The 21711-nt window shown below is 68.5% G+C and carries 19 protein-coding genes; 11 read left to right on the plus strand and 8 right to left on the minus strand.

The window, feature by feature from the left end:
• Positions 1-61: 61 nt before the first annotated feature.
• Positions 62-2452 (plus strand): bifunctional (p)ppGpp synthetase/guanosine-3',5'-bis(diphosphate) 3'-pyrophosphohydrolase, encoded by a 2391-nt coding sequence (locus EV648_RS24410; protein WP_370452737.1) that lies wholly within the window; start codon positions 62-64, stop codon positions 2450-2452.
• Positions 2453-2474: 22 nt separating this feature from the next.
• Here EV648_RS24410 and EV648_RS24415 read toward each other — a convergent pair whose 3' ends face one another.
• Positions 2475-2984, minus strand: a complete 510-nt coding sequence (locus EV648_RS24415) for a hypothetical protein (RefSeq protein WP_132296138.1) — start codon at positions 2982-2984, stop codon at positions 2475-2477.
• 204 nt (positions 2985-3188) lie between these two features.
• A complete protein-coding gene (locus tag EV648_RS24420; protein ID WP_132296141.1) occupies positions 3189-4415 on the minus strand; it encodes a DUF349 domain-containing protein in 1227 nt (408 codons plus the stop codon).
• A 255-nt stretch (positions 4416-4670) separates the two neighbouring features.
• On the opposite strand from EV648_RS24420, the gene EV648_RS24425 reads away from it, so the two are divergent.
• The 3 genes from EV648_RS24425 to aspS are packed head-to-tail and all read left to right on the plus strand — an operon-like array spanning position 4671 to position 8515.
• Positions 4671-5360, plus strand: coding sequence for an MBL fold metallo-hydrolase (locus EV648_RS24425; protein WP_132296144.1), 690 nt, complete (start codon positions 4671-4673; stop codon positions 5358-5360).
• Positions 5361-5381: 21 nt separating this feature from the next.
• Positions 5382-6725, plus strand: a complete 1344-nt coding sequence (hisS, locus tag EV648_RS24430) for a histidine--tRNA ligase (RefSeq protein WP_132296147.1) — start codon at positions 5382-5384, stop codon at positions 6723-6725.
• A complete protein-coding gene (gene aspS, locus EV648_RS24435; protein ID WP_132296150.1) occupies positions 6722-8515 on the plus strand; it encodes an aspartate--tRNA ligase in 1794 nt (597 codons plus the stop codon). Before hisS ends, aspS begins: the two co-directional genes overlap by 4 nt.
• Positions 8516-8627: 112 nt before the next feature.
• On the opposite strand, the gene EV648_RS24440 is transcribed toward aspS, so the two are convergent.
• The 3 genes from EV648_RS24440 to EV648_RS24450 are packed head-to-tail and all read right to left on the minus strand — an operon-like array spanning position 8628 to position 10652.
• Positions 8628-9533, minus strand: coding sequence for a hypothetical protein (locus tag EV648_RS24440; protein ID WP_132296153.1), 906 nt, complete (start codon positions 9531-9533; stop codon positions 8628-8630).
• Positions 9530-10162, minus strand: coding sequence for an RNA polymerase sigma factor (locus tag EV648_RS24445; RefSeq protein ID WP_241995561.1), 633 nt, complete (start codon positions 10160-10162; stop codon positions 9530-9532). The genes EV648_RS24440 and EV648_RS24445 overlap by 4 nt, the downstream gene beginning before the upstream one ends.
• A 25-nt stretch (positions 10163-10187) precedes the next feature.
• Positions 10188-10652: a methyltransferase domain-containing protein gene (locus EV648_RS24450; RefSeq protein WP_132296156.1), complete on the minus strand. Its 465-nt coding sequence runs from the start codon at positions 10650-10652 to the stop codon at positions 10188-10190.
• Positions 10653-10991: 339 nt separating this feature from the next.
• Here EV648_RS24450 and EV648_RS24455 point away from each other — a divergent pair, with 339 nt between their 5' ends.
• The 5 genes from EV648_RS24455 to EV648_RS24475 all read left to right on the plus strand — a co-directional run bounded on the left by EV648_RS24455 (position 10992) and on the right by EV648_RS24475 (position 15317).
• Positions 10992-11663, plus strand: coding sequence for a GntR family transcriptional regulator (locus tag EV648_RS24455; protein ID WP_132296159.1), 672 nt, complete (start codon positions 10992-10994; stop codon positions 11661-11663).
• Positions 11664-11760: 97 nt separating this feature from the next.
• Positions 11761-12228, plus strand: coding sequence for a helix-turn-helix transcriptional regulator (locus EV648_RS24460; protein WP_241995562.1), 468 nt, complete (start codon positions 11761-11763; stop codon positions 12226-12228).
• Positions 12225-12650: a VOC family protein gene (locus EV648_RS24465; RefSeq protein ID WP_132296162.1), complete on the plus strand. Its 426-nt coding sequence runs from the start codon at positions 12225-12227 to the stop codon at positions 12648-12650. The genes EV648_RS24460 and EV648_RS24465 overlap by 4 nt, the downstream gene beginning before the upstream one ends.
• Before the next feature lie 132 nt (positions 12651-12782).
• Entirely contained in the window at positions 12783-13136 is a 354-nt protein-coding gene (locus tag EV648_RS24470) for a GntR family transcriptional regulator (protein WP_132296165.1), read from the plus strand.
• Between the two features lie 165 nt (positions 13137-13301).
• Complete coding sequence (locus EV648_RS24475; RefSeq protein WP_132296168.1) at positions 13302-15317, plus strand: GxGYxYP domain-containing protein; 2016 nt, start codon at positions 13302-13304, stop codon at positions 15315-15317.
• 54 nt (positions 15318-15371) lie between these two features.
• Here EV648_RS24475 and EV648_RS24480 read toward each other — a convergent pair whose 3' ends face one another.
• The 3 genes from EV648_RS24480 to EV648_RS24490 form a co-directional block, all read right to left on the minus strand.
• Positions 15372-15995 (minus strand): hypothetical protein, encoded by a 624-nt coding sequence (locus EV648_RS24480; RefSeq protein WP_199234791.1) that lies wholly within the window; start codon positions 15993-15995, stop codon positions 15372-15374.
• 100 nt (positions 15996-16095) lie between these two features.
• On the minus strand, positions 16096-17262 hold the full coding sequence (locus tag EV648_RS24485; RefSeq protein ID WP_241995563.1) for an MFS transporter: 1167 nt from the start codon (positions 17260-17262) through the stop codon (positions 16096-16098).
• On the minus strand, positions 17262-18020 hold the full coding sequence (locus EV648_RS24490; RefSeq protein ID WP_132296171.1) for a DeoR/GlpR family DNA-binding transcription regulator: 759 nt from the start codon (positions 18018-18020) through the stop codon (positions 17262-17264). Before EV648_RS24490 ends, EV648_RS24485 begins: the two co-directional genes overlap by 1 nt.
• 90 nt (positions 18021-18110) lie before the next feature.
• Between EV648_RS24490 and EV648_RS24495 the strand changes: the two genes are divergently transcribed.
• Both EV648_RS24495 and secA2 read left to right on the plus strand, forming a co-directional pair.
• Positions 18111-18911: a GNAT family N-acetyltransferase gene (locus EV648_RS24495; RefSeq protein WP_132296174.1), complete on the plus strand. Its 801-nt coding sequence runs from the start codon at positions 18111-18113 to the stop codon at positions 18909-18911.
• Between the two features lie 61 nt (positions 18912-18972).
• The gene (secA2, locus tag EV648_RS24500; RefSeq protein WP_241995564.1) at positions 18973-21492 is read left to right on the plus strand and encodes an accessory Sec system translocase SecA2; all 2520 of its coding nucleotides are present in this window, start codon (positions 18973-18975) and stop codon (positions 21490-21492) included.
• The last annotated feature ends 219 nt before the right edge of the window (positions 21493-21711 follow it).

A 21711-nucleotide genomic window follows, 5' to 3' on the forward strand; every position in this document is an offset into this window, starting at 1 on the left:
GGCTTCCCCCTAGACTGGTGATCTGTCGGCGGAGGGAAACAACGTGGGCGAAGACCCGGCGATGACTTCAGCGGTGCCGGACGTGGTACCGCATGAGCCTCCGCGCGCGCCCGCGAGCCGCCCGGCGGCCAGTCCTTCGCCGTCCCCAGCCGCTGCCGCGCCCCCTGCGGCGCAGCCGCCCCGGATAGCGCCGGCCCGGGTTCGCGCGCGCCTGGCGCGGCTCGGCGGCACCCGGCACCCGAACCGGGCGCCGATGCTGGAGCCGCTGTTCCGGGTCGTCCGTGCGACCCACCCCAAGGCCGACCTGGCGATCATCGAGCGCGCTTACCGGACGGCCGAGAAGTACCACACCGGCCAGCTCCGCAAGAGCGGTGACGCCTACATCACCCACCCGCTCGCGGTGGCCACGATCCTGGCCGAGCTGGGTATGACCGCGCCGACGCTGTGCGCCGCGCTGCTGCACGACACCGTCGAGGACACCGACTACACGATCGACCAGCTGACCAAGGACTTCAGCGAAGAGATCGCGATGCTGGTCGACGGCGTGACGAAGCTGGACAAGGTCAAGTACGGCGAGTCCGCGCAGGCCGAGACGATCCGCAAGATGGTCGTCGCGATGGCCAAGGACATCAGGGTGCTGGTGATCAAGCTCGCCGACCGGCTGCACAACATGCGCACCCTGGGCTTCCTCCGGCAGGAGAAGCAGGAGCGGATCGCCCGCGAGACGCTGGAGATCTACGCCCCGCTGGCACACCGGCTGGGTATGAACACGATCAAGTGGGAGCTCGAGGACCTGTCGTTCTCGACCCTGCACCCGAAGGTGTACGACGAGATCGTCCGGCTGGTCGCCGAGCGCGCCCCGTCCCGCGACGAGTATCTGGCGTCCGTGATCGACCAGGTGCACGAGGACCTGCGCGCCGCGAAGGTGAAGGCCACCGTCACCGGGCGGCCGAAGCACTACTACTCGATCTACCAGAAGATGATCGTCCGCGGCCGCGAGTTCGGCGACATCTACGACCTGGTCGGCATCCGCGTGCTGGTCGAGTCGGTCCGGGACTGTTACGCCGCGCTGGGTGTGCTGCATGCGCGGTGGAACCCGGTGCCCGGCCGGTTCAAGGACTACATCGCGATGCCGAAGTTCAACATGTACCAGTCGTTGCACACCACCGTGATCGGGCCGCAGGGCAAGCCGGTGGAGCTGCAGATCAGGTCCTTCTCGATGCACCGCCGCGCGGAGTACGGCATCGCCGCGCACTGGAAGTACAAGGAAGACCCGAACTCCCCGGCGCCCGAGGTGGGCACCCCGCCGACCACCGAGATCGGCGCCCCGAACGACATGCCATGGGTCCGGCAACTGGTCGACTGGCAGCGGGAGACCTCCGACCCGTCGGAGTTCCTCGACTCGCTGCGGTTCGAGATCAACAACTCCGAGGTGTACGTCTTCACCCCGCGCGGTGACGTGATGTCGTTGCCGACCGGGTCGTCACCGGTCGACTTCGCCTACGCGATCCACACCGAGGTCGGGCACCGCTGCATCGGCGCTCGGGTGAACGGCCGGCTTGTCCCGCTGGAGAGCACCCTCGAGAACGGCGACGTGGTCGAGGTCTTCACCTCGAAGGCGCAGGGCGCGGGTCCGTCGCGCGACTGGCTCACCTTCGTCAAGAGCCCCCGGGCGCGGAACAAGATCAAGCACTGGTTCAGCAAGGAGCGCCGCGACGAGGCGATCGAGCACGGCAAGGACGCGATCGCCAAGCAACTCCGCAAGGAGGGCCTGCCGCTGCAGCGTCTGCTGTCGCACGAGACCCTGACCGCGGTCGCAAACTCCCTGCGCTACCCGGACGTCACCGGCCTGTATGCCGCCGTCGGCGAGAGCCACGTCAGCGCCCAGGCCGTAGTACGGCGCCTGATCGAGACGTACGGCGGCGAGGAAGGCGCGGCTGAGGAGCTGGCAGAGGGCGTTCGGCTCCCGGCGACGCGCGAGCGCCGCAAGCGCACCGCCCGCGGCGACGCCGGCGTCATCGTCAAGGGCGCCACAGACATCCTGTCGAAGCTCGCCCGCTGCTGTACTCCGGTGCCGGGCGACGAGATCATCGGCTGGGTCACCCGCGGCGCGGGCGTCTCGGTCCACCGCGCCGACTGCGCCAACGTCGAGAACCTCCAGACCCAACCCGAACGCATCGTCGAGGTCGAGTGGGCCCCCACCGCCCAGTCCGTCTTCCTGGTAGCCATCCAGGTAGAAGCCCTGGACCGAGCCCGCCTCCTCTCCGACATCACCCGGGTCCTCTCCGACTACCACGTCAACATCCTCTCGGCCGCCCTAACCACCACCCGGGACCGCATAGCCAAATCCCGCTTCACCTTCGAAATGGGCGACCCCACCCACCTGGGCCACGTCCTGAAGGCAGTCCGCTCGGTCGAAGGCGTCTTCGACGTCTACCGAGTAACCCAGTAACCCGCAATGAAAAGCTTGTAAATCAGGCGAGGCTTCGGCGGCGGATGCGGAAGGTGTACTTCGGACGCGTGTTCGCGTCCTTGGGTGGGCTGGACGTGTCCCAGGCTGCGGTGGTGGCGATGTCCCAGCCGCGTTGGTCGCGCATGTGGCGGGCGAAGGTCCTCAGGTCCCTCACCTCACACCCACAGTCCAGACGCGCCTCCACCGACACATACGCGCCAGTCGGGCGGTCCTCCGACGGGCTGATGCTCCACCGCACCTGATGCTTGTGCTCCTGCAGCCCCGTCCGCACCGGATCATGCTGCAACCCGAGCGCCTTCTCGTATTCGTCGATGTCGTCGATGAAGAACAGATCGCTCCGATAATGCCCCGGCCAGACCGCATACAGCCGACTCTCACCCCGGCGCACCCGATCCTGCACGCGCTCTTCCGGCGGAGACGTCACACCCCCGTCAGCCCCCACCTCGATATAACACACCGTCGCCAACCCAAACGGAAAGTTCTCCGACCCACTCGCAAGCCGCAGCATCATCAACCCCACTCACCCGGGACTTCCGAAACACGGGACCTCCCGAAGAGCGTAGTGCGAGAACCCCCGATACTCACCAGCGGCGAGGAAGCCCTGGTTCGGTGCAGAGAAGGCCTCCGACGGCCAACTCGAACGCTGGGTAGGCACCCCACAGATCAGTGCGGCGGACGGAGATGATGTGCCACCCGAGTACAGGTCAGGCGCTGGTCAGCTGAAGTCGTTGAGGGCGTTTTGGGCTTGGGTCAGCCATTCTCGGCGGGCTTCGATGGCTTCGCGGGCTTCGGTGGCCTTGCGGGTGTTGCCTTGGGACTCGTATTTGGCGGCCTGCTTCTCCAGGTCGGCGATGAGGGACTGGAGTTGCTTGACCGTCGCCTCGGCGCGGGCCCGGGCTTCGGGGTTGCTGCGGTTCCAGACCTCGTCCTCGGCGGACTTGACGGCCTGCTCGACCGCGCGGAGGCGGCCGTCGATGGCGCGCATCGAGTCGCGGGGGACCTTGCCGATGGCGTCCCAGCGGTCGAGGAGGTCGCGGAGCTGCTCGCGGGCGGCCTTGGCGTCCTTGACCGGGAGGATGGCCTCGATCTCCACCAGCAGGGCTTCCTTGGCGGCGAGGTTGGCGACCTGCTCCTGGTTCTCCTCGGCCTGGACCGCGTCGCGGGCGCCGAAGAAGGCGTCCTGGGCGCTGCGGAACCGGGCCCAGAGCTTGTCGTCCACCTCGCGAGGCGCCGGACCGGCGGCCTTCCACTGGCGCATCAGGTCGCGGAAGCGGCCCGAGGTCGGACCCCAATCGGTGGACGAGGACAGCCCTTCGGCCTCGGCGGCCAGGCGTTCCTTCACCACGGCGGCCTCGTCGCGCTTGGAGGACAGCTCGGCGAAGTGCTGCTTGCGGTGCCGGGTGTACATCGTCCGCGCGGAGGAGAACCGGTGCCACAGTTCGTCGTCGCTCGACTTGTCGAGCCGGGGGAGCGCCTTCCATTCATCCAGCAGCTCACGCAGGCGGGTGACCCCGTGCCGCCAGTCGGTGCCGGCGGCGATCGTCTCGGCCTCGGTGGCGATCTTGGTCTTGGCGTCGCGGGCTTCCTCGACCTTGGCGGCGCGTTCGGCCTTGCGCTTCTCGCGCTGCTGCGCGACCAGCGGGGTGAGGGCTTCCAGCCGGGTCCGCAGGCCGTCCAGGTCGCCGACGGCCTGGGCCTCGTCGATCGCGCTGGTCACCTTCTTCACCGCGGCGCGGGCGTCGTCGGGGGACACGGTGCCCGCCTGCACGCGCTTCTCCAGCAGGTCCACCTCGAAGGCGAGAGCGTCGTATCGGCGGGTGTAGAAGGCCAGGGCCTCCTCCGGGTTGGCGTCCGGCCACTGGCCTACCGCTCGTTCGCCGTCCTTGGTCCGTACGAAGACCGTTCCGTCCTCTGCTACCCGGCCCCAGCTTTCCTCGGCCACAACTCGCCCCTTCCGGCGGTATGTACTGCGCTCGTGCCCATTCTGGTCAGTCCCCGGTTCAATCCGGGCAGACAGAGCCAATCCGGGCGCGTCGGGAGCTCTCCCCACGCGTATCACTGAACAATCACAAACTCCCAGGCGCTACGCAACGGGGTTGCGGTCACAATCCGTCGAACGAGCCGCTATCCGGTTCGATCTCGGTACTGCGTGACCGGTAGCCTTGGGTGGTCCCGAAACGTTCCAGGAAGGTCTGTCGTGCTCATCGCCGGGTTCCCCGCGGGTTCGTGGGGCACGAACTGCTACGTCGTCGCCACCGGCCAGGGCGCGGAGTGCATCGTCATCGACCCCGGGCAGGACGCCGCCCAGGGGGTCGACGAGGTGGTCCGGGAGAACAAGCTGAAGCCGGTCGCCGTGCTGCTCACCCACGGGCACATCGACCACATGTTCTCGGTCCTCCCGGTCTGCGGCGCCTACGACAGCACCGCCTGGATCCACCCCGACGACCGGCATCTGCTGAGCGACCCGATGGCCGGGATCAGTGCGGAGAGTGCCCGGATGCTGCTCGGCGGTGACTACTCGTTCGCCGAGCCGGACGATGTCGCCGAGCTCAAGGACGGCCAGAGCCTCGAACTCGCGGGTCTGCGGTTCACGGTGGACCACACCCCTGGGCACACCTGGGGCTCGGTCACCTTTACGACGCCGTACGACGGGCCGGAGAACAACGGCGCCGTGCCCGCCGTCTTGTTCTCCGGTGACGTGTTGTTCGCCGGGTCGATCGGCCGGACGGATCTGCCAGGCGGCGACCATCCGACCATGCTGCATACGTTGGCCACCAAGATCCTGCCGATGCGCGACGAGATCGTCGTCCTGCCGGGTCATGGCGGCCAAACCACGATCGGCCGGGAGAAGGCGACCAATCCTTACTTGCAGGACCTGGAGACATAGAGCAATGAGCAAGGCCAAATTGTGAGCAAGATCAGCCCCATCAGTGGGTTCCCCGAGTTTCTTCCCGCGGACCGGATCGTCGAGCAGCACTTCCTCGACGTGATCCGGGAGACGTTCGAGCTGCACGGCTTCGCGTCGATCGAGACCCGCGCGGTCGAGCCGGTGGAACGCCTGTCCAACCAGGGCGAGGACGCGGACAAGGAGATCTACGGCGTACGGCGGCTCGGCGCGTCGGCGGACGACGAGGGCCCCGGCCTCGGGTTGCACTTCGACCTGACGGTGCCCTTCGCGCGGTACGTGCTGGAGAACTCCGGCAAGCTCGCGTTCCCGTTCCGGCGCTACCAGATCCAGCGGGTGTGGCGTGGCGAGCGCCCGCAGGAGGGCCGGTTCCGGGAGTTCACCCAGGCGGACATCGACATCGTCGGGGATGGCATGCTGCCGTTCCACTACGAGGTGGAACTGCCGCTGGTGATCGCGGACGCGTTCAGCAAGCTGCCCATCCCGCCGTTCCGGATCCAGGTCAACAACCGGCAGATCCCCGAGGGCTTCTACCGCGGCCTGGGGATCGAGGACGTCGCCGCCGTACTGCGGATCGTCGACAAGCTGGACAAGATCGGCCCGGACAAGGTGACCCAGTTGCTCACCGCAACGGACGGTCCGGGACTGCCGGCGGAGACCGCCAAGCAGGTGCTCCGGCTGGCGGAGATCTCGGCGACGGACGCGTCGTTCGTCGAGCAGGTCCGGGCGCTCGGCGTGCAGCACGAGATCCTGAACGAGGGCCTCGAGCGGCTCGCCGCCATCATGACCGCGGCCAACGATCACGCGCCCGGTCTGCTGGTCGCCGACCTGAAGATCGCCCGCGGGCTCGACTACTACACGGGCACGGTCTACGAGACCCAGCTGATCGGCCACGAGTCGTACGGTTCGATCTGCTCCGGCGGCCGGTACGACTCGCTCGCCAGCGACGGCAAGACGATCTATCCGGGCGTGGGCATCTCCATCGGTGTCTCCCGCCTGCTCGCCCGGTTGTTCAGCCAGGGGCTGGTGAAGAGCACCCGCAGCACGCCGACCGCAGTACTGGTTGCCTTGAACAACGAAGACGAGCGCGGTGACGCGCTGCGTACGGCGGCAGCCCTGCGGCAGCGGGGGATCCCGGTCGAGGTGGCCCCGGCGGCGGCGAAGTTCGGCAAGCAGATCAAGTTCGCGGATCGCCGCGGGATCCCGTTCGTGTGGTTCTCCACCGAGACGGGCCCCGAGGTCAAGGACATCCGCAGCGGCGAGCAGGTGCCGGCCGACCCGGCCACCTGGACGCCGCCGGCGCAGGACGTACGACCAGGCATCGAAACCCCTCAGGAGAACTCGTGATCCGTACCCATTCCGCAGGCTCCTTGCGAGCCGAGCACACCGGCGAGACCGTCACGCTGGCGGGCTGGGTGGCGCGGCGGCGCGATCACGGCGGCGTGGCGTTCATCGACCTGCGCGACTCCAGCGGCACGGTCCAGGTCGTCATCCGGGACGAGGACGCCGCGCACGGCCTGCGGGCGGAGTACTGCCTGAAGGTCGTCGGCGTCGTCTCCCCGCGGCCCGAGGGCAACGCGAACCCGAACCTGCCGACCGGTGAGATCGAGATCATCACCGAGGAGGTCGAGATCCTCAACGAGGCCGCGCCGCTGCCGTTCCCGGTCGAGGAGCACCACGCGACACCGGTGAACGAGGAGGTCCGGCTCAAGTACCGGTACCTCGACCTGCGCCGTCAGGGCCCGGGGTCGGCGCTGCGGCTGCGCAGCAAGGTGAACAAGGCCGCGCGGGACGTGCTCGACCGGCACGACTTCGTCGAGATCGAGACGCCGACGCTGACCAAGTCCACCCCCGAGGGCGCGCGGGACTTCCTGGTCCCGGCCCGCCTGCAGCCGGGTTCGTGGTACGCGCTGCCGCAGTCGCCGCAGCTGTTCAAGCAGCTGCTGATGGTGGCCGGGATGGAGCGATACTTCCAGATCGCGCGCTGCTACCGCGACGAGGACTTCCGCGCCGACCGGCAGCCCGAGTTCACCCAGCTCGACATCGAGATGAGCTTCGTCGACCAGGACGACATCATCGCGCTGTCCGAGGAGGTGCTGGCCGAGGTCTGGAAGCTGGCCGGGTACGAGCTGCAGACGCCGATCCAGCGGATGACGTACGCCGAGGCGATGGCGCGGTTCGGCAGCGACAAGCCGGACCTGCGGATGGGCCTCGAGCTGGTCGAGTGCACCGACTACTTCAAGGACACCCCGTTCCGCGTCTTCCAGGCGCCGTACGTCGGCGCCGTGGTGATGCCGGGTGGCGCCGACCAGCCGCGCAAGCAGCTCGACGCGTGGCAGGACTGGGCAAAGCAGCGGGGCGCTCGCGGTCTGGCGTACGTGCTGGTCGGCCAGGACGGGGAGCTCGGCGGACCGGTCGCCAAGAATCTGTCGGAGCAGGAGCGCGCGGGTCTCGCCGACCACGTCGGGGCGAAGCCGGGGGACTGCGTCTTCTTCGCGGCCGGCCCGGTCAAGACCTCGCGGGCGCTACTGGGCGCGGCGCGGCTGGAGATCGGGCGTCGTGGCGGTCTGATCGACGAGTCGGCCTGGTCGTTCGTGTGGGTCGTGGACGCGCCGCTGTTCGAGCCGGCCGACGACGCGACGGCCGCCGGTGACGTGGCGGTGGGTTCGGGGGCATGGACCGCGGTGCACCACGCGTTCACCTCGCCGAAGCCGGACTCGCTGGAGACCTTCGACACGGATCCGGGCAACGCGCTGGCCTACGCGTACGACATCGTCTGCAACGGCAACGAGATCGGTGGCGGGTCGATCCGCATCCACCGCGAGGACGTGCAGAAGCGCGTGTTCAAGGTGATGGGGCTGACCGACGAGGAGGCGACCGAGAAGTTCGGGTTCCTGCTCGACGCGTTCAAGTTCGGCGCGCCGCCGCACGGCGGGATCGCGTTCGGGTGGGACAGGATCACGGCGCTGCTGGCGGGCACCGAGTCGATCCGCGACGTGATCGCGTTCCCGAAGTCGGGTGGCGGGTTCGACCCGCTGACCGCGGCGCCGGCGCCGATCACCCCGGAGCAGCGCAAGGAGGCCGGCGTCGACGCCAAGCCGGAACCCAAGGGCGAGAAGGCAGAAGCCAAGCAGTAGCCGGCTGATCCACACTCCCGGGCAGTAGCAGGGCCATGGCAGTTAGCTGCCATGGCCCTGTGAGCTGGGTGGCTACGTCACCGTCGCGTACGTCGCGATCCCCGAGGACCAGTCAGCCGTACTCGATGTCGCTGGAGGTGACGCGGCCGGCCTTGTCGAGCGTCCGGTAGTCGATCTCCATCGCGCGCTTCTCGTGGATCGCGCCCGGCTGCGAGGCCGTGACGTACCCGCTGCCGTCCACCACCGCCACGCCGTACCAAGGTGAAGCGCCGCCGGTCCAGCGGATCCTGATCTCGACCCGGGCCACGTCCGGCATGGTGACGAAGGTGAAGTCGGTGAAGAGCAGCGTGGACCGGCCGTCCGGCAGGTCCCTGATCGTCCAGCTTCCGTTGATCGGCTCGGCCGCGTTCAGCGGCAGTGCCCGTTCGCGAGAGGTGCCGGCCAGGGCCGGGTCGAAGATGTCTGCCAGTTGCGAGTCGAGGCACTCGACCCAGACGTTCTTCCGGGTGGTGAAGGTCTGCAGCAGCATCCGGTCCCTGGCCGGACGGAGCTCGCCATCCTGACCCGGGAGAACCTTCAGCCAGCGAGCCTGGTGGACCGTGGCCGTCTCGGCATCGGCCGGGGTGGCCGGGTTCGGCGCCCCTGTCGCTGCGGCTGACTTTTGCAGGCACTGCCGCGCAGCTGCCTTCGCCTCTGCGCCCGAGGCCGGCCCGAGATCGAGCGACACCTGCCGCGACTTGCCGGCTGGGACCTTCTGTACCTGTGCGGGGCTTGGCGTGATCGTCGCGGGCGCGGAGGCGACACCGGATCCGTCGCCGCCCGACCCATCACCGCCAGTCCGGGTCAGGACCACGACGCCGATCGTGATCACCGCGATTCCGCAGGCAGCGGCCAGCGCGGGGACCCAGACGGACCGGTGGCGCCGGCTGCCCCATGCGTCCTCCACGAGCCGGCCGCGGACTCGGTCCGCGTAGTCAGGGTCGAGTTCTTCGACCGGGGGTGGGGTGGTGAGGTTCATCGGGTCTCCTCCGGTCCGGTCTGGTCCAGCAGTGCGGGCAGGCGGCGCCGGGCCCGGGACAGCCGCGACTTCACGGTCCCTTCGGCGACCCCCAGTACTACGGCCGCTTCGGCGACAGGCAGGTCCGCCCAGTACACGAGCTCGACTGTCTCGCGCTCGTGAGCGGGCAACTTCGACAGTGCCTGGCGGACCGTCTGGATCCGCTTCTCGGAGTCCACCCGGGCGGCGACAGCCTCGGCGTGGTCCGGATGGTGAAGGGGATGCTGGCGGCTGATGAACTGCGCGAGCCGGCGCCTGGCCCGGGTCGTGTTGCGCAGTTCGTTGCGGGCGATCGTGAGCAACCAAGCCCTGGCCGTGCCGTGCACGAGCGGGCCCGGATCCGACCGGGTGAACTGCCGCCACACGGTGATGAAGGTCGCCTGTACCGCGTCGTCGGCGAATCCGTAACTGCCGGTATGACGAACCGCGTATGCGTGCACGACTCCGGCATACCGGCTGAACAGATCGCCGAGGGCCTCCGGCTCGTGGCGGCGCAGTGCTTCCCACAACTCGTGGTCGGTCGGTCCGGGTGGACCCGCGGGCGGCGCGGCAGGCGGAGGTTTGTCCTGCCTGCTCGAGGTCATGGTCATACCCAACAGGGTCCGCGGGTCTGGATCAGGTTGCCGCGGTTTGCTGAGGCCTCGCCCGGATCCAGGTCTGATCAGGCGTCAGATAGTCGACCAGGTCCAGCCCGGAAGCGCACAACTGATCGGTGAGCTGCTGCTCGCTGAGGTTCTGGACCAGGATGTGCTGGGACCAGGTCTCCTCGCCGACGGTGTGGGTCATCGTGGCCGACTGCCGGTCACCGGGTAGCTGCTGGACGTCGGAGATCACAAGCCGGTGGTTCTCCCGCTCCAGTACTGCGTTCTGCGCGAAGGAGCGCCGGTCGTGCTGCTGGAGCAACACCGTGCCGTCGGGCTTCACATGCCGCGCGCAGGTGTCCAGGAGGCCACGGCGGGCATCGTCGTCAGGGACGTTGATCAGGAACGACATCATCAGCACCAGGTCGAACCGGCGGTCCAGGCGCAGGTCCTCGACCGTCGAGCACAGGGTCTCCGTCTCGGTGATCCGGGCGACCATGTTCGGGTGATTCGTCGACGGCGAGCACCTGGTGGCCCAGGGCGAGGAGCGGCCGGGTGATCCGGCCGGTGCCGCAGCCGAGCTCGAGGATGCTGCTCCCCGGGGAGATCACAGCGTTGATGAGTTGGTCCTCGCCCCGAGCCTCCGCGCGCTCGTACATCTCGATCGGGCTCCCGTCGGGACTGATCGGCCCGGGTCCGCTGCCGCCCTGGCCCACTCTGTTCGGTATCACCATGCCGACGACCCTCGTGGACGCCTTCCCCGCTGTCCAGACATTCGCCAGGAAGCGAAAGTTGTTCCAGCTCTGGCCGAAGGGGTGCTTCGTATACGATAGACCGGGTGACTTCGAACTCGGTGCTCGTGGGGGACAGCCATCTGCCGCTGCGTGACGTGGTGGCGGCAGAGCTGCGCCGGTTGATCCTGGAAGGTTCGCTGAAGCCGGGGGATCGGCTGGTGGAGGATCGGCTGGCTCAGCAGTTGGGCGTGTCGCGCAACCCGATCCGCGAGGCGATGCGGGTGCTGGAGGCGGAGGGATTCCTCGACGTGGTGTCCCGCCGGGGGGCCTTCGTGGCCAAGCTGACCGCGCGCCAGGCCGACGACCTCTTCCATGTCCGATTGGCCCTGGAGCCCCTCGGTGCTCGGCTCGCTGCCTCCGCCGAGGAGCCTGAAACCGGCCTACTCACGAGAGCCTGGGCGATTCTCGACCTGGTGAACGAGTCCGGCCCGGACCAGGACCGCGACACGCTGGCGACTCTGCACACCGAACTGCACTCGCTGATCTTCGAGATGACCCGGAACGACTACCTGATCGCGATCGCGATCCCGATGGTGAAGCGCGGCCAGTGGCTACTGCGCCAGAACGCCCAACTGCAGACGCCGTCGGCCTGGTCCGAGCACCACGGCCTGATCGCGGCGATCGAGGCCGGCGACCCCGACCTCGCCGAGGCTGCCGCCCGCCACCACGTGCTCAGCGTCCGAAGCTCCCTGCGCCCACGGCTCGAGCCGGCCTGACCTGGACCGGACGCCGGCGCGAAACGGTTGATCGTATACAAGATCTGACCTTACCGAACCCTGGGGTAGCGGGCGGCCGGCGTGGCAGAGTCGGGGGGTGACGATCGCTCAGGTTCCGATCGAACTGCTGCCGCACCTGCGCCGTGCCCGGGATGTTGCTGATCGCAACTATGCGGAGCCGCTCGACCTGGCCGGACTGGCCGCGGCGGCGGGCGTCTCGAAGTACCACTTCCTGCGCTGTTTCGCCGCGGAGTACGGCGAGACCCCGATGCAGTACGTCACCCGCCGCCGGATCGAGCGTGCCGCGGACCTGCTCCGGGCCACCAACCTGACTGTGACGGAGGTCTGCGGACTGGTCGGGTACAGCAGCCTCGGCTCGTTCTCCCGGCGGTTCGCCGAGTTGGTCGGGGTCAGCCCGTCGCAGTACCAGCGGACCCAGGCGGGGCCGAGGATCCCCGGCTGCTTCGTGTTCATGCTCGGACTGAACTCAGCAATTCCGGAGAAGCGCGCGGGGTCACCGCAGCCCTACCGTCGTACCGACCGCGACGACGAGGAGGAACCGTGATCACCAACGTCAGCCTGGTGACCGTCTATGTGAACGACATCGACGAGTCCAAGGTCTTCTACACCGAGAAGCTGGGGTTCGTGCTGAAGGAGGACATCAAGCTGCCGGACTTCCACTGGTGCACCGTCTATCAGGCCGACCACCCGGAGCTCCGGCTGGCGCTGATGAAGCCCGGCCCGCCGATGGACGAGGAGTCGGCCGAGTCGATCCGCCGGATCATGGCGAAGGGGTCGATGCACGGCTTCGGCATCCGCGTCGACAACTGCCGCAAGACCTTCGACGAACTGGTCGCCAAAGGCGTCGAGTACATCCAGGAACCCTCAGACCGCCCGTACGGCGTGGAGGCCGTGCTGCGCGACAACTCCGGCAACTGGCTCGTCCTGATCGAGGAGAAGCCCTACAGCCCGGACGACTTCGCCTGACCTTCCGGCAGTGCTTGACTCCGGGTTGTTTGTATCAATACAGTTGACACAAACAACCCGGGGAGTCATGGGAGTGGCGAAGCTGATGTCGGGTACGAAGTGGGGGCTGCGGCGTTCGCAGCGGGTGGTCGGATGATCATTTCGGTGGATCCGGCCGCCTCCCGGCCGCCGTACGAGCAGGTGAAGCAGCAGATCGAGCAGCTGATCCGGCGGGGAGAAATGGCGCAGGGGACGCGGTTGCCGACGGTCCGGCAGCTGGCCGGCGATCTGGGGCTCGCGGTCAACACGGTCGCGCGGGCGTACAAGGAGCTGGAAGCGGACCGGCTGGTGGAGACGCGCGGGCGGAACGGGACGTTCGTGCTGGCGTCGCGCAGCCAGGTCGACGACGAGGAGACGCGCGCGGCGGCGACCGTGTTCGCCCGGGCCGCGCGACGGGCGGGTCTCAGCATCGCCGAGGCCACCCGGGTTCTCAACGAAGCCTGGTGATCCCGGAGCTGCGCGAAGTCGGTTGACCGGTTCCGGACGGAAACGATTCCAAGCAAGTTGGCGGTAATTTGCCGACAACGTTGTCCGAGTTCTCGACACGAGGAGTGAAGGTGGCTAATCTCCCCGTCATTTGACAGCGATGTCAACCACAGGGGAGTGGTCACGATGGTGTCGAGACGAACGTTCCTGGCGGGTACCGGCGCCCTGACGGCCGGCGGGTTCGGGTTGATCCCGGGCCAGTCCGCCGTGGCGGCCGGAGCCGGTGGCACTGGTGATGCCGCCGCCGGCCGGTTGCTGCCGGCCTTCGGCAGGCCGAAACACCTGCACTACGGCGATGTCAGCAAGCTCAGCGGCGGCGACCAGACCCTGCTCACCACCTTGCAGGGTGTCGTCAACCGCAGCAGCCCGGAGCTGTACTTCCTCTTCTCACCGGGCGGTCCGGACGGCGTGGACGCCCGCTGGCTCAGGGACACCGGGATCCCGACGACCCGGTACGCCGATCCGCTCGGGCTGGTCGCGAAGTACCGGCATCGCGTGAGTGGCGCGATCGTCCACGACCCGGACGTGCCCGACTCGCTCAACGTGGCGACCACCCTGGCCGGCCTGGAGAACGCGGTGGTCGCGGATGCCGCGCAGGCGAAGGCGTACGGACTGCGGATCGTCCAGGACCTGCGCGGGAAGTTCGACGGCGACCGGGTGAAGACGTATCGCTGGCAGCTGGAGAACCTCTTCCCGCGGTGCACTCACCAGCTCCTCACCGGGCTGCCGCCGACGATGGTGGTCCAGGCCGAGAACCTCACCTGGCACGAGATCGCCCGTGAGACCCGGCAGATCCGTGACTCGTCGAACCGCGGCAGCTACACGCTCGACGTGTCGCCCGCGCTCGGCAAGGAGGCCGTGTACGTCCGCTTCGGGGACTCCTTCGGCGACGACGGCTGGGGTGCCTCGGTGGCCTCGGTTTCGGCCAAGGCGAACGGCGTCGAGATCGCGAACTTCCTACCCGGCACGGACGCCGAGGCGCCGTTCCTCTTCGACGGACTGAACTCCTCGATCGGCGGCGAGGGCAACCGCTTCAGCGACGGCGGCGGCTACTTCATCTACAAGTTCACGCCGCCGGCCGGGACCACCTCCCTGACCGTCACGGTCGAGATGTGGAACCAGTACCTGGTCACGGCCACCGACACCGCGCCCACCCGCGTCGAGGCCTTCCCGTACTTCCGGGACTACGTGGTCGCGACGAAGGCCCTCGTCAGCTGGCTGCCGCCGAACGGCCCGACCGGCGACCTGCTCAAGGAGCACTTCGACAAGGTGGCGCCCACCACGCCGTACGCCGGTTGGTTCTCCAACGACGTCGCGGGGGAGTGGAGTGGTGTCGATCTCGCCGCGCAAGGCGGTGTGGAGGTGTTGCCGGCGGACTTCTACATGAACGGCACCGTGCACTCCGGGGTGTCCGCGCCGATCTCCGACAAGGTCCGCAAGCTGACTCCGGCCAAGCCCGGGAACAAGGTATTCCTGACGCTGACCTTCGGCGAGGGCGACAACGTGCAGTACTGCCAGCGGCACATGCGTGACCTGTGGGACGACCCGCACCGCGGTGAGGCGCCGGTCAACTGGACCGTCAGCCCGTTGCTCGCGGAGGTCGGTCCGGCGCTGTTCAGCCACTACCAGCGCACCGCGACCAAGAACGACCTGCTGATCTGCGGGCCGTCCGGAGCCGGCTACACCTACCCAGGGGCCTGGCCGGCGGATGAGGTCGACGAGTACATGAAGCTGTCGGGGCGGTTCATGCGCAGTACCGGTATGGATCTCGTCTACGCCTACAACCACCGCGAGAACGAGAGGTGGGTGCCGTTCTCCGAGGAGATCGGCCGCTCGTACGCCGAGCACACCCCGCTCCGCGGCATCATCCAGTCCTGGGAAGCGGGCGACCTGCTCGTACGCCGTGGCGGTATCCCCGTGATCGGCAACTTCTCCCCGCCCGGCAAGGCCGCGGAGTACAAGGCCGCCTTGGACGCCCACATCGCCGACTGGGACGGCAAGTCACCCTTGTTCATCGCCGGCGCCATCAACGCCTGGTCCTGGACCCCCACCGATGTCGCCGAACTCGCCAAACTCCTCAAAGCCCCCTACGAACTACTCCTCGGCAACACCTTCTTCGACCTCCTCAACCGCACCCTCTGACCGCGGCTGGACCTGCCGTGGGGGGACGGCAGGCCCAGGTGGGGGTGGGGGTGACTACCAGCGATGGGCGACATCGACGACCACGCGGCTGGTGTTGCCGGGGCCGGTGAGGGTGATGACGCGGAACGGGAGGCGGGCGCGGACTCCCAGCCCGATCGTGGTCTGGCCTTCGAAGCTTCCGGCGTAGGCGACCTGGCGGAAGGTCTGGTAGCCGGTGACGTTCGTCAGTTCACGTCGGTTCGCCGGGTTGTAGGTCGAGACGCCCGCGTCGTTGTAGTCCGCGCCGCGGACGACCAACTGGAGCTTGGCGCCACCGCGGAGCGGGACGAGAGCACCCTGACCGTCGGTGTAGACGTTCTTCACGTACGACACGTGGTACCCCGTCGGCTTGCCCGCGAGGTCGAAGACGATCCGGTCGAAACAGGCGTGCCGTCCGGTCCGGACGTTCGTCAGCTTGGCGGCGCTCATCTTGTTGTTTGCCTCGAGCAACGAGCCCCAGCCGGTCGGGCACTTGGTGGTGGCGGCGGCCATGGTGGCCGTCGTCCTGGACGTCGTCGTCTGGCCGGCGAGTGCCGGCACAGCGATCGCGGCCGCCGGAACTGCGGCGATCGCCAGGACGGCGAAGGCGGTGCGGATCGGTCGGTGGAGCGGATTACGGATGGTGTGGAAGTGCTTCATGATGTCCCCCCTTAGAGACAACTGTTAGATGCGTTTCGGGGGACCTGAGTTGACATAATCCATCGGTAATTTCAGGTGCCCGAGTGAGCACCCACGGCGATCAGTCATCCCGGGGCAGAACGCCCGAAACCGCGACCAGGCAGCCGGACAGGACCAGCGGCAGAACCATCGCGTGCTGGACGCCGAAGTGCTCGACCAGTTGGCCGATGATGGCCGGCCCGACGAGGAAAGCGGCGTATCCGAAGGTCACCACGATCGCGAGCATGCGACCACCGCCGACGTGGCCCGCGACCGCGTAGACCTGTGGGGCGACCAGTCCGACCCCGAGGCCGACAAGCGCCCAGCCGACCAGCAGCAAGGGCAGCGGCTGGGTGAAGACCGTCACCAGGTAGCCGGCGATCGCCGTGATCGCACCGACGCGGACCACAGCGCGACGCCCGACGCGTGCGACAGCCTGGTCGCCAAGCAAGCGGATGATCACCATGAAGCCACTGACCGCGACCAGACCGAGTGCTCCGGTCGACGGGTCGATCTTGGCCACGTCGGTGACATGGACGGACGACCAGTCGACGGCTGTGCCCTCGGCGAGGCCGAAGCAGAACGCCATCAGCCCGAGCGCCCAGGCCAGCCGGGGGATCGCGGTCCGGACGCCGTCCAACTTGTGCTCGATCTTCCGGCCGACCGGTACGATCCGGAAGCAGACCGCGGTCGAGATCAGCCCGGCTATGCAGAGGGTGCCGAGCGCCGGCCCGACGTTCCCGCCGCCGGTCCGGTCGAAGATGCGCGCGATCAGCACGATCGTGCCGGCCGCGGTCAGGTTGCCCAGGCTCCAGAACGCATGGAACCGGCTCATGATCGGCTTCGGCCGGGCTTGTTCCACTTCGACGCCGAGCGAGTTCATCGCCACGTCCATCGCGCCGTTGCCGAGCCCGGCCAGCACCATCGCGACGATTGCCCAGGGCAACGATGAGGTGAGGGCGAGCAGGCCGACTCCGGCGGCCAGCAGGGTGAGTGTGCAGAGCGCGACCGGCCGGGCGCCGATCTTGTCCGCAAGCCGTCCACCGATCTGCATGGAGATGACAGCCGAGGCGGCCAGGCAGAACAGCAGCAGGGACAGGCCCGAAGCGCTGACGTCGAGCCGCTCGCGCAGAGCCGGCAGCGAGCCGCCGACCCCACCGATCAGAGCGCCATTGGTGATGAACAGCAGCCCGACCGCGACAGCTGCGGTCCGGGTCGACATCACCGGCGGAGTGTCCGTGGCCGTCATCAGGCGAGCCGAATCTCGACGTCAGCGGATCGATAGACCTCGAGCGCCTCGGCGTCGGCGTCTGCGTCGGTCACGAGCACGTCGACGGCGTCAGGTCCGGCCACGGTCACCATCGCGGTCCGCTCGAGCTTCGCGGACTCGATCGCGAGCACCACCCGCGCCGACGACTCGATCAGCGCACGCTTCATCGCCGCGTCCGCGAGCGTGTTCGTGGTCAGCCCGTGCGCCGGCAGCGCCGCACAACTGCTGACCACCGCCGTGTCGAAATGAATCCCTCGTACTCCGGCCTCGGCGGTCGCGCCGTACGACGCGAGCTCGGGCGAGCTGACTTCGCCGCCGGGCATGATCAGCTTCGTCCGGGCGGAGTCACCGAGCACCACGGCCGAGTGGAGCGACAACGGCATCACCGTGATCGCGCGGCCGGAGAGTTCGCGCGCCACCGCGAGGCAGGTGGTTCCGTTGTCCAGGGCGATCGCCTCACCGTCGCTGATCAGCTCGGCGACGGCGGCGGCCAGTCGGCGCTTGACCTCCTTGCCTTGCTTGTCGCGCAGCGTGAACGGGATCACTTCGCCCCGCAGCGCGACACCGACCGCGCCGCCCCGGACCCGGCGTACCAGTCCTTGGCTCTGCAGCAGGTCCAGGTCGCGGCGGATCGTCATCTCCGACGTGCCGGTGTCGTGGGCGAGTTCGGCGACCCCGACCCGGCCGGTGCGGGCCAGCTCCTCGACGACGAACCTCAGGCGTTCCTCACTGTTCACCTGTCCATTCGAACAGGCCTGGTGTTCGTTCGCAACCCAGTTCGCGGGTCGCGTTCTCACCAGTGGTCGCAGCGGACAAGATGGCCCCTGATGACACCTGATGAGCTTCTCGACGTGTTCCACCGACGCATCCGCCTGCCGGACGCCGACACCATTCCCGGCTGGAAGCAGGAACTGGACGGCCTCGTGCATCGCTCGTACGCCGAGGGGCCGGGTGGCGGCGGATTCGTCGAGACGCCGCGCGGGCTCGGCGACGATCCGGACGCGGTGATCGCCGGCCAGATCGAGTTCTTCCGCGAGCGTGGGTTGTCGTTCGAGTGGAAGACCTACGCGTACGACGAGCCGGCGGATCTGGGGGAGCGGCTGGTCCGGGCCGGGTTCGTGGCGGAGGAGCCGGAGACGCTCATCCTCGGCGAGGTGGACCGGATCCTGGAGCGGCCCAGCGCGTTGCCGTCGAAGGTGCGGCTGCGCGACGTGCAGGACCAGGCCGACTTCCACCGGATCGCCGTACTGATGGACACGCTCTGGAACAACGGGCTGGAGCGGATCGAGGACCGGCTGGCGAACGAGTCGAGGATGTTCCCCGACCGGCTGGTCGTCACCTTGATCGAGGACACGCTCGCCGGGCCGGACGGACCCGCGCTGACGGCCGCGTGGATCCGGTTCCACCCGGGGACGGGGTTCGCGAGCCTGTGGGGCGGCGGGACGCTGCCGGAGTGGCGGCGGCAGGGGTTGTACAGCGCGATCCTGGCGCACCGGGCGCGGATCGCGAAGGACCGCGGGTACGACTTCCTCCGGGTGGACGCGTCCGAGGACTCCCGCCCGATCCTGCAGAAGCTCGGCCTGCACGCGGTCACCACCACCACCACGCCATACCAGTTCTCCGTCTGACTCGCCCCGGGCCGGTGCGCGGAACGAGCGGCCGAGGTTGTACGTTGCGGAGATCATGGCCATGAAACTGACCTCGCGCTTCCGCCGGCTTCTGCAGCGCCCCGGCTCGATCGACCTAGGCCCGTACGAGAAGCTGACGGCTCTGGTCGCTGCGGCCGAGGAGTCGCTCCAGGAGCTGACCGACGACGAGCTCACCGAGGTCGTCACCGAGATGCGCAAGCCCAAGGCGCTCGACGAGGACGACCTGATCGAGTTCCTCGCGCTGGCTCGCGAGGCGGGCAAGCGGGCGATCGGCGAGCGAGCCTTCGACGGTCAGATCGTCGGCGCGCTGGCGCTGCTGCGCGGGCGGATCGTCGAGATGGCCACCGGTGAGGGCAAGACCCTGGCCGGCGCGTTCGCCGCCGCCGGGTACGCGATGGGCGGCCACCGCGTCCAGGTGATGGCTGTGAACGACTACCTGGCCCGCCGCGACGCCGAGTGGATGGGCCCGGTCTACAAGCTGCTCGGCATCTCCGTCAGCTACATCGGCCAGGCGTCCACCCCGGAGGAGCGCCGCGAGGCCTACCAGGCGGACGTCTGCTACGCCCCGGTCAGCGAGCTCGGGTTCGACGTACTGCGGGACCGGCTGGTCGACGACGTCGCGGACCGGGTGACGGTCAAGCCGGACGTGGCGCTGGTCGACGAGGCCGACTCGGTGCTGATCGACGAGGCCCGGGTGCCGCTGGTGCTCGCGGGCGCGACCCGGACCGAGGAGCTGGACGACGACGTCGTCGCCCTGGTCCGCACGTTGCGAGCCGGGATCGACTACGAGATCGACGGCGACGGCCGTACGGTCGCGCTGACCGACAAGGGCACGGACAAGGTCGAGGAGCACCTCGGCGGCATCAACCTCTACGAGGACGAGAACCTCGAGCAGCTGACCCAGATCAACGTCGCGCTGCACGCGGAGGTGCTGCTGCGCAAGGACGTCGACTACCTGGTCCGCGACGGCAAGGTCAACCTGATCAACAACAGCCGCGGCCGGATCGCCAAGCTGCAGCGCTGGCCCGACGGCCTGCAGGCCGCGGTCGAGGCGAAGGAGGCCGTGCCGGTCAGCGACTCCGGCGAGGTCCTCGACAGCATCACCGTGCAGGCGCTGGTCAGCAGCTACCCGACCCTGTGCGGAATGACCGGTACTGCGGTTGTGGTCGGCGAGCAGTTGCAGGAGTTCTACAAGGTCGAGGTCGCGGTCGTCCCGCCGAACAAGCCGAACGTCCGCGTCGACGAGCAGGACCGGCTCTACCTGACCGTCGAGCAGAAGAACAAGGCGCTGGTCGAGCACATCGCCGAGGTGCACGAGACCGGCCGCCCGATCCTGATCGGCACGCACAGCGTCGAGGAGTCCGAGCAGCTGAGCGATCTGCTCGAGGCGGCCGAGGTGCCGCACGTCGTACTGAACGCCAAGAACGACGCCGAAGAGGCCGCGATCGTCGCCGAGGCGGGTGTGCCGGAGACGGTGACCGTGTCGACGCAGATGGCCGGCCGTGGTACCGACATCCGGCTCGGCGGACGGGACGAGTCGCACGACAAGGACCGGGCGGTCGAGCTGGGCGGCCTGTACGTGATCGGCACCGGTCTGCACGCCTCACGCCGGCTGGACGACCAACTGCGCGGTCGCGCCGGCCGCCAGGGCGACCCGGGCGGCTCGCTGTTCTTCGCCAGCCTCGCCGACGAGCTCGTCACCCGGTACTCCGTGACGTCGGGGCTGCGGCCGTCGCCGGACGAGAACGGGCGACTCACCGACCGCAAGGCGATCGGGACGCTCGAGCACTCCCAGCGCGTCGCGGACGGCGCGAACGCCGAGCTGCACCGCACAACGTGGTCGTACCACCGGCTGACCGGACAGCAGCGGGCGATCCTGCTCGACACCCGCGAGAAGGTGCTGACCGAGGATCTCGCCGCCGATGAGCTCGCCGAGCGGGCCAAGGAGCGGTACGACGAACTGGTCGAGGAGATCGGCGAGGACAAGGTCAAGGACGCGGCCCGCAAGATCGCGCTGCACCACCTGGACCGGAAGTGGACCGATCACCTGGCGTACCTCGCCGATCTGCGCGAGGGCATCCATCTGCGGTCCCTGGCCGGCGGCATCGTGCACCTGAAGCCGATCGACGAGTTCAACAAGTCGGCGATCGCCTCCTTCGACAACCTGATCGCGGACGCCTGGAAGGAAGCGGCGGAGACGTTCACCGAGGCCGAGATCACCGAGGACGGCCTGGACGAGGCAGCCTCCGGCGTACCGCGGCCGACGGCGACCTGGACCTACCTGGTCAACGACAACCCCTTCGGCACCGAGGCCGACCGCATCCTCGGCCGCCTCCGCAACGCCATCAAGCCCGAGTCGGTGACCCAGTCGGAGGAGATCCCCGCCGAGCACTTCGACGATGACGACCTCCCGGAAGAACTCCGCGAAACGGACGACGACGATCTCCCCGAGGAACTCCGCGACGCCGACGACGACCTCCCGGACGACCTGCGCGAGGTGGATGACGACGAACTGCCCGAGGAACTGCGCGAGGCAGACGACCAGGACGAGAAGAAGTAGCCCCGAGCCGGATCGCCCAACCCGAACTGAAACTTCGGAGACCTCGGTCAGAAAGCCGGCACCTGGCCCCCATCTTGGGGAACTTGGCACAGGGCGTGGGGTCTGGGGCTCGAACTGGGGGCTTGGGACAGGACGTGGGGATCTGGGGCCCGCCCGGGACTTGGGACATGGCCCGGGGTCCTGGGTCCCGAACTGGGGGCTTGGGACAGGACGTGGGGA

Origin of the sequence: Kribbella sp. VKM Ac-2568 (assembly GCF_004345365.1) — a bacterium.
GTDB classification, from domain to species: Bacteria; Actinomycetota; Actinomycetes; order Propionibacteriales; family Kribbellaceae; genus Kribbella; species Kribbella orskensis.

Coding starts and splice junctions, on each gene's coding strand:
- EV648_RS24475 (WP_132296168.1), top strand. CDS start 13,302: ATGGTGTCGAGACGAACGTTCCTGGCGGGTACCGGCGCCCTGACGGCC.
- EV648_RS24485 (WP_241995563.1), bottom strand. CDS start 17,262: ATGACGGCCACGGACACTCCGCCGGTGATGTCGACCCGGACCGCAGCT.
- secA2 (WP_241995564.1), top strand. CDS start 18,973: ATGAAACTGACCTCGCGCTTCCGCCGGCTTCTGCAGCGCCCCGGCTCG.
- EV648_RS24450 (WP_132296156.1), bottom strand. CDS start 10,652: ATGGTCGCCCGGATCACCGAGACGGAGACCCTGTGCTCGACGGTCGAG.
- EV648_RS24415 (WP_132296138.1), bottom strand. CDS start 2,984: ATGATGCTGCGGCTTGCGAGTGGGTCGGAGAACTTTCCGTTTGGGTTG.
- EV648_RS24495 (WP_132296174.1), top strand. CDS start 18,111: ATGACACCTGATGAGCTTCTCGACGTGTTCCACCGACGCATCCGCCTG.
- EV648_RS24410 (WP_370452737.1), top strand. CDS start 62: ATGACTTCAGCGGTGCCGGACGTGGTACCGCATGAGCCTCCGCGCGCG.
- EV648_RS24470 (WP_132296165.1), top strand. CDS start 12,783: ATGATCATTTCGGTGGATCCGGCCGCCTCCCGGCCGCCGTACGAGCAG.
- EV648_RS24480 (WP_199234791.1), bottom strand. CDS start 15,995: ATGAAGCACTTCCACACCATCCGTAATCCGCTCCACCGACCGATCCGC.
- EV648_RS24440 (WP_132296153.1), bottom strand. CDS start 9,533: ATGAACCTCACCACCCCACCCCCGGTCGAAGAACTCGACCCTGACTAC.
- EV648_RS24445 (WP_241995561.1), bottom strand. CDS start 10,162: ATGACCATGACCTCGAGCAGGCAGGACAAACCTCCGCCTGCCGCGCCG.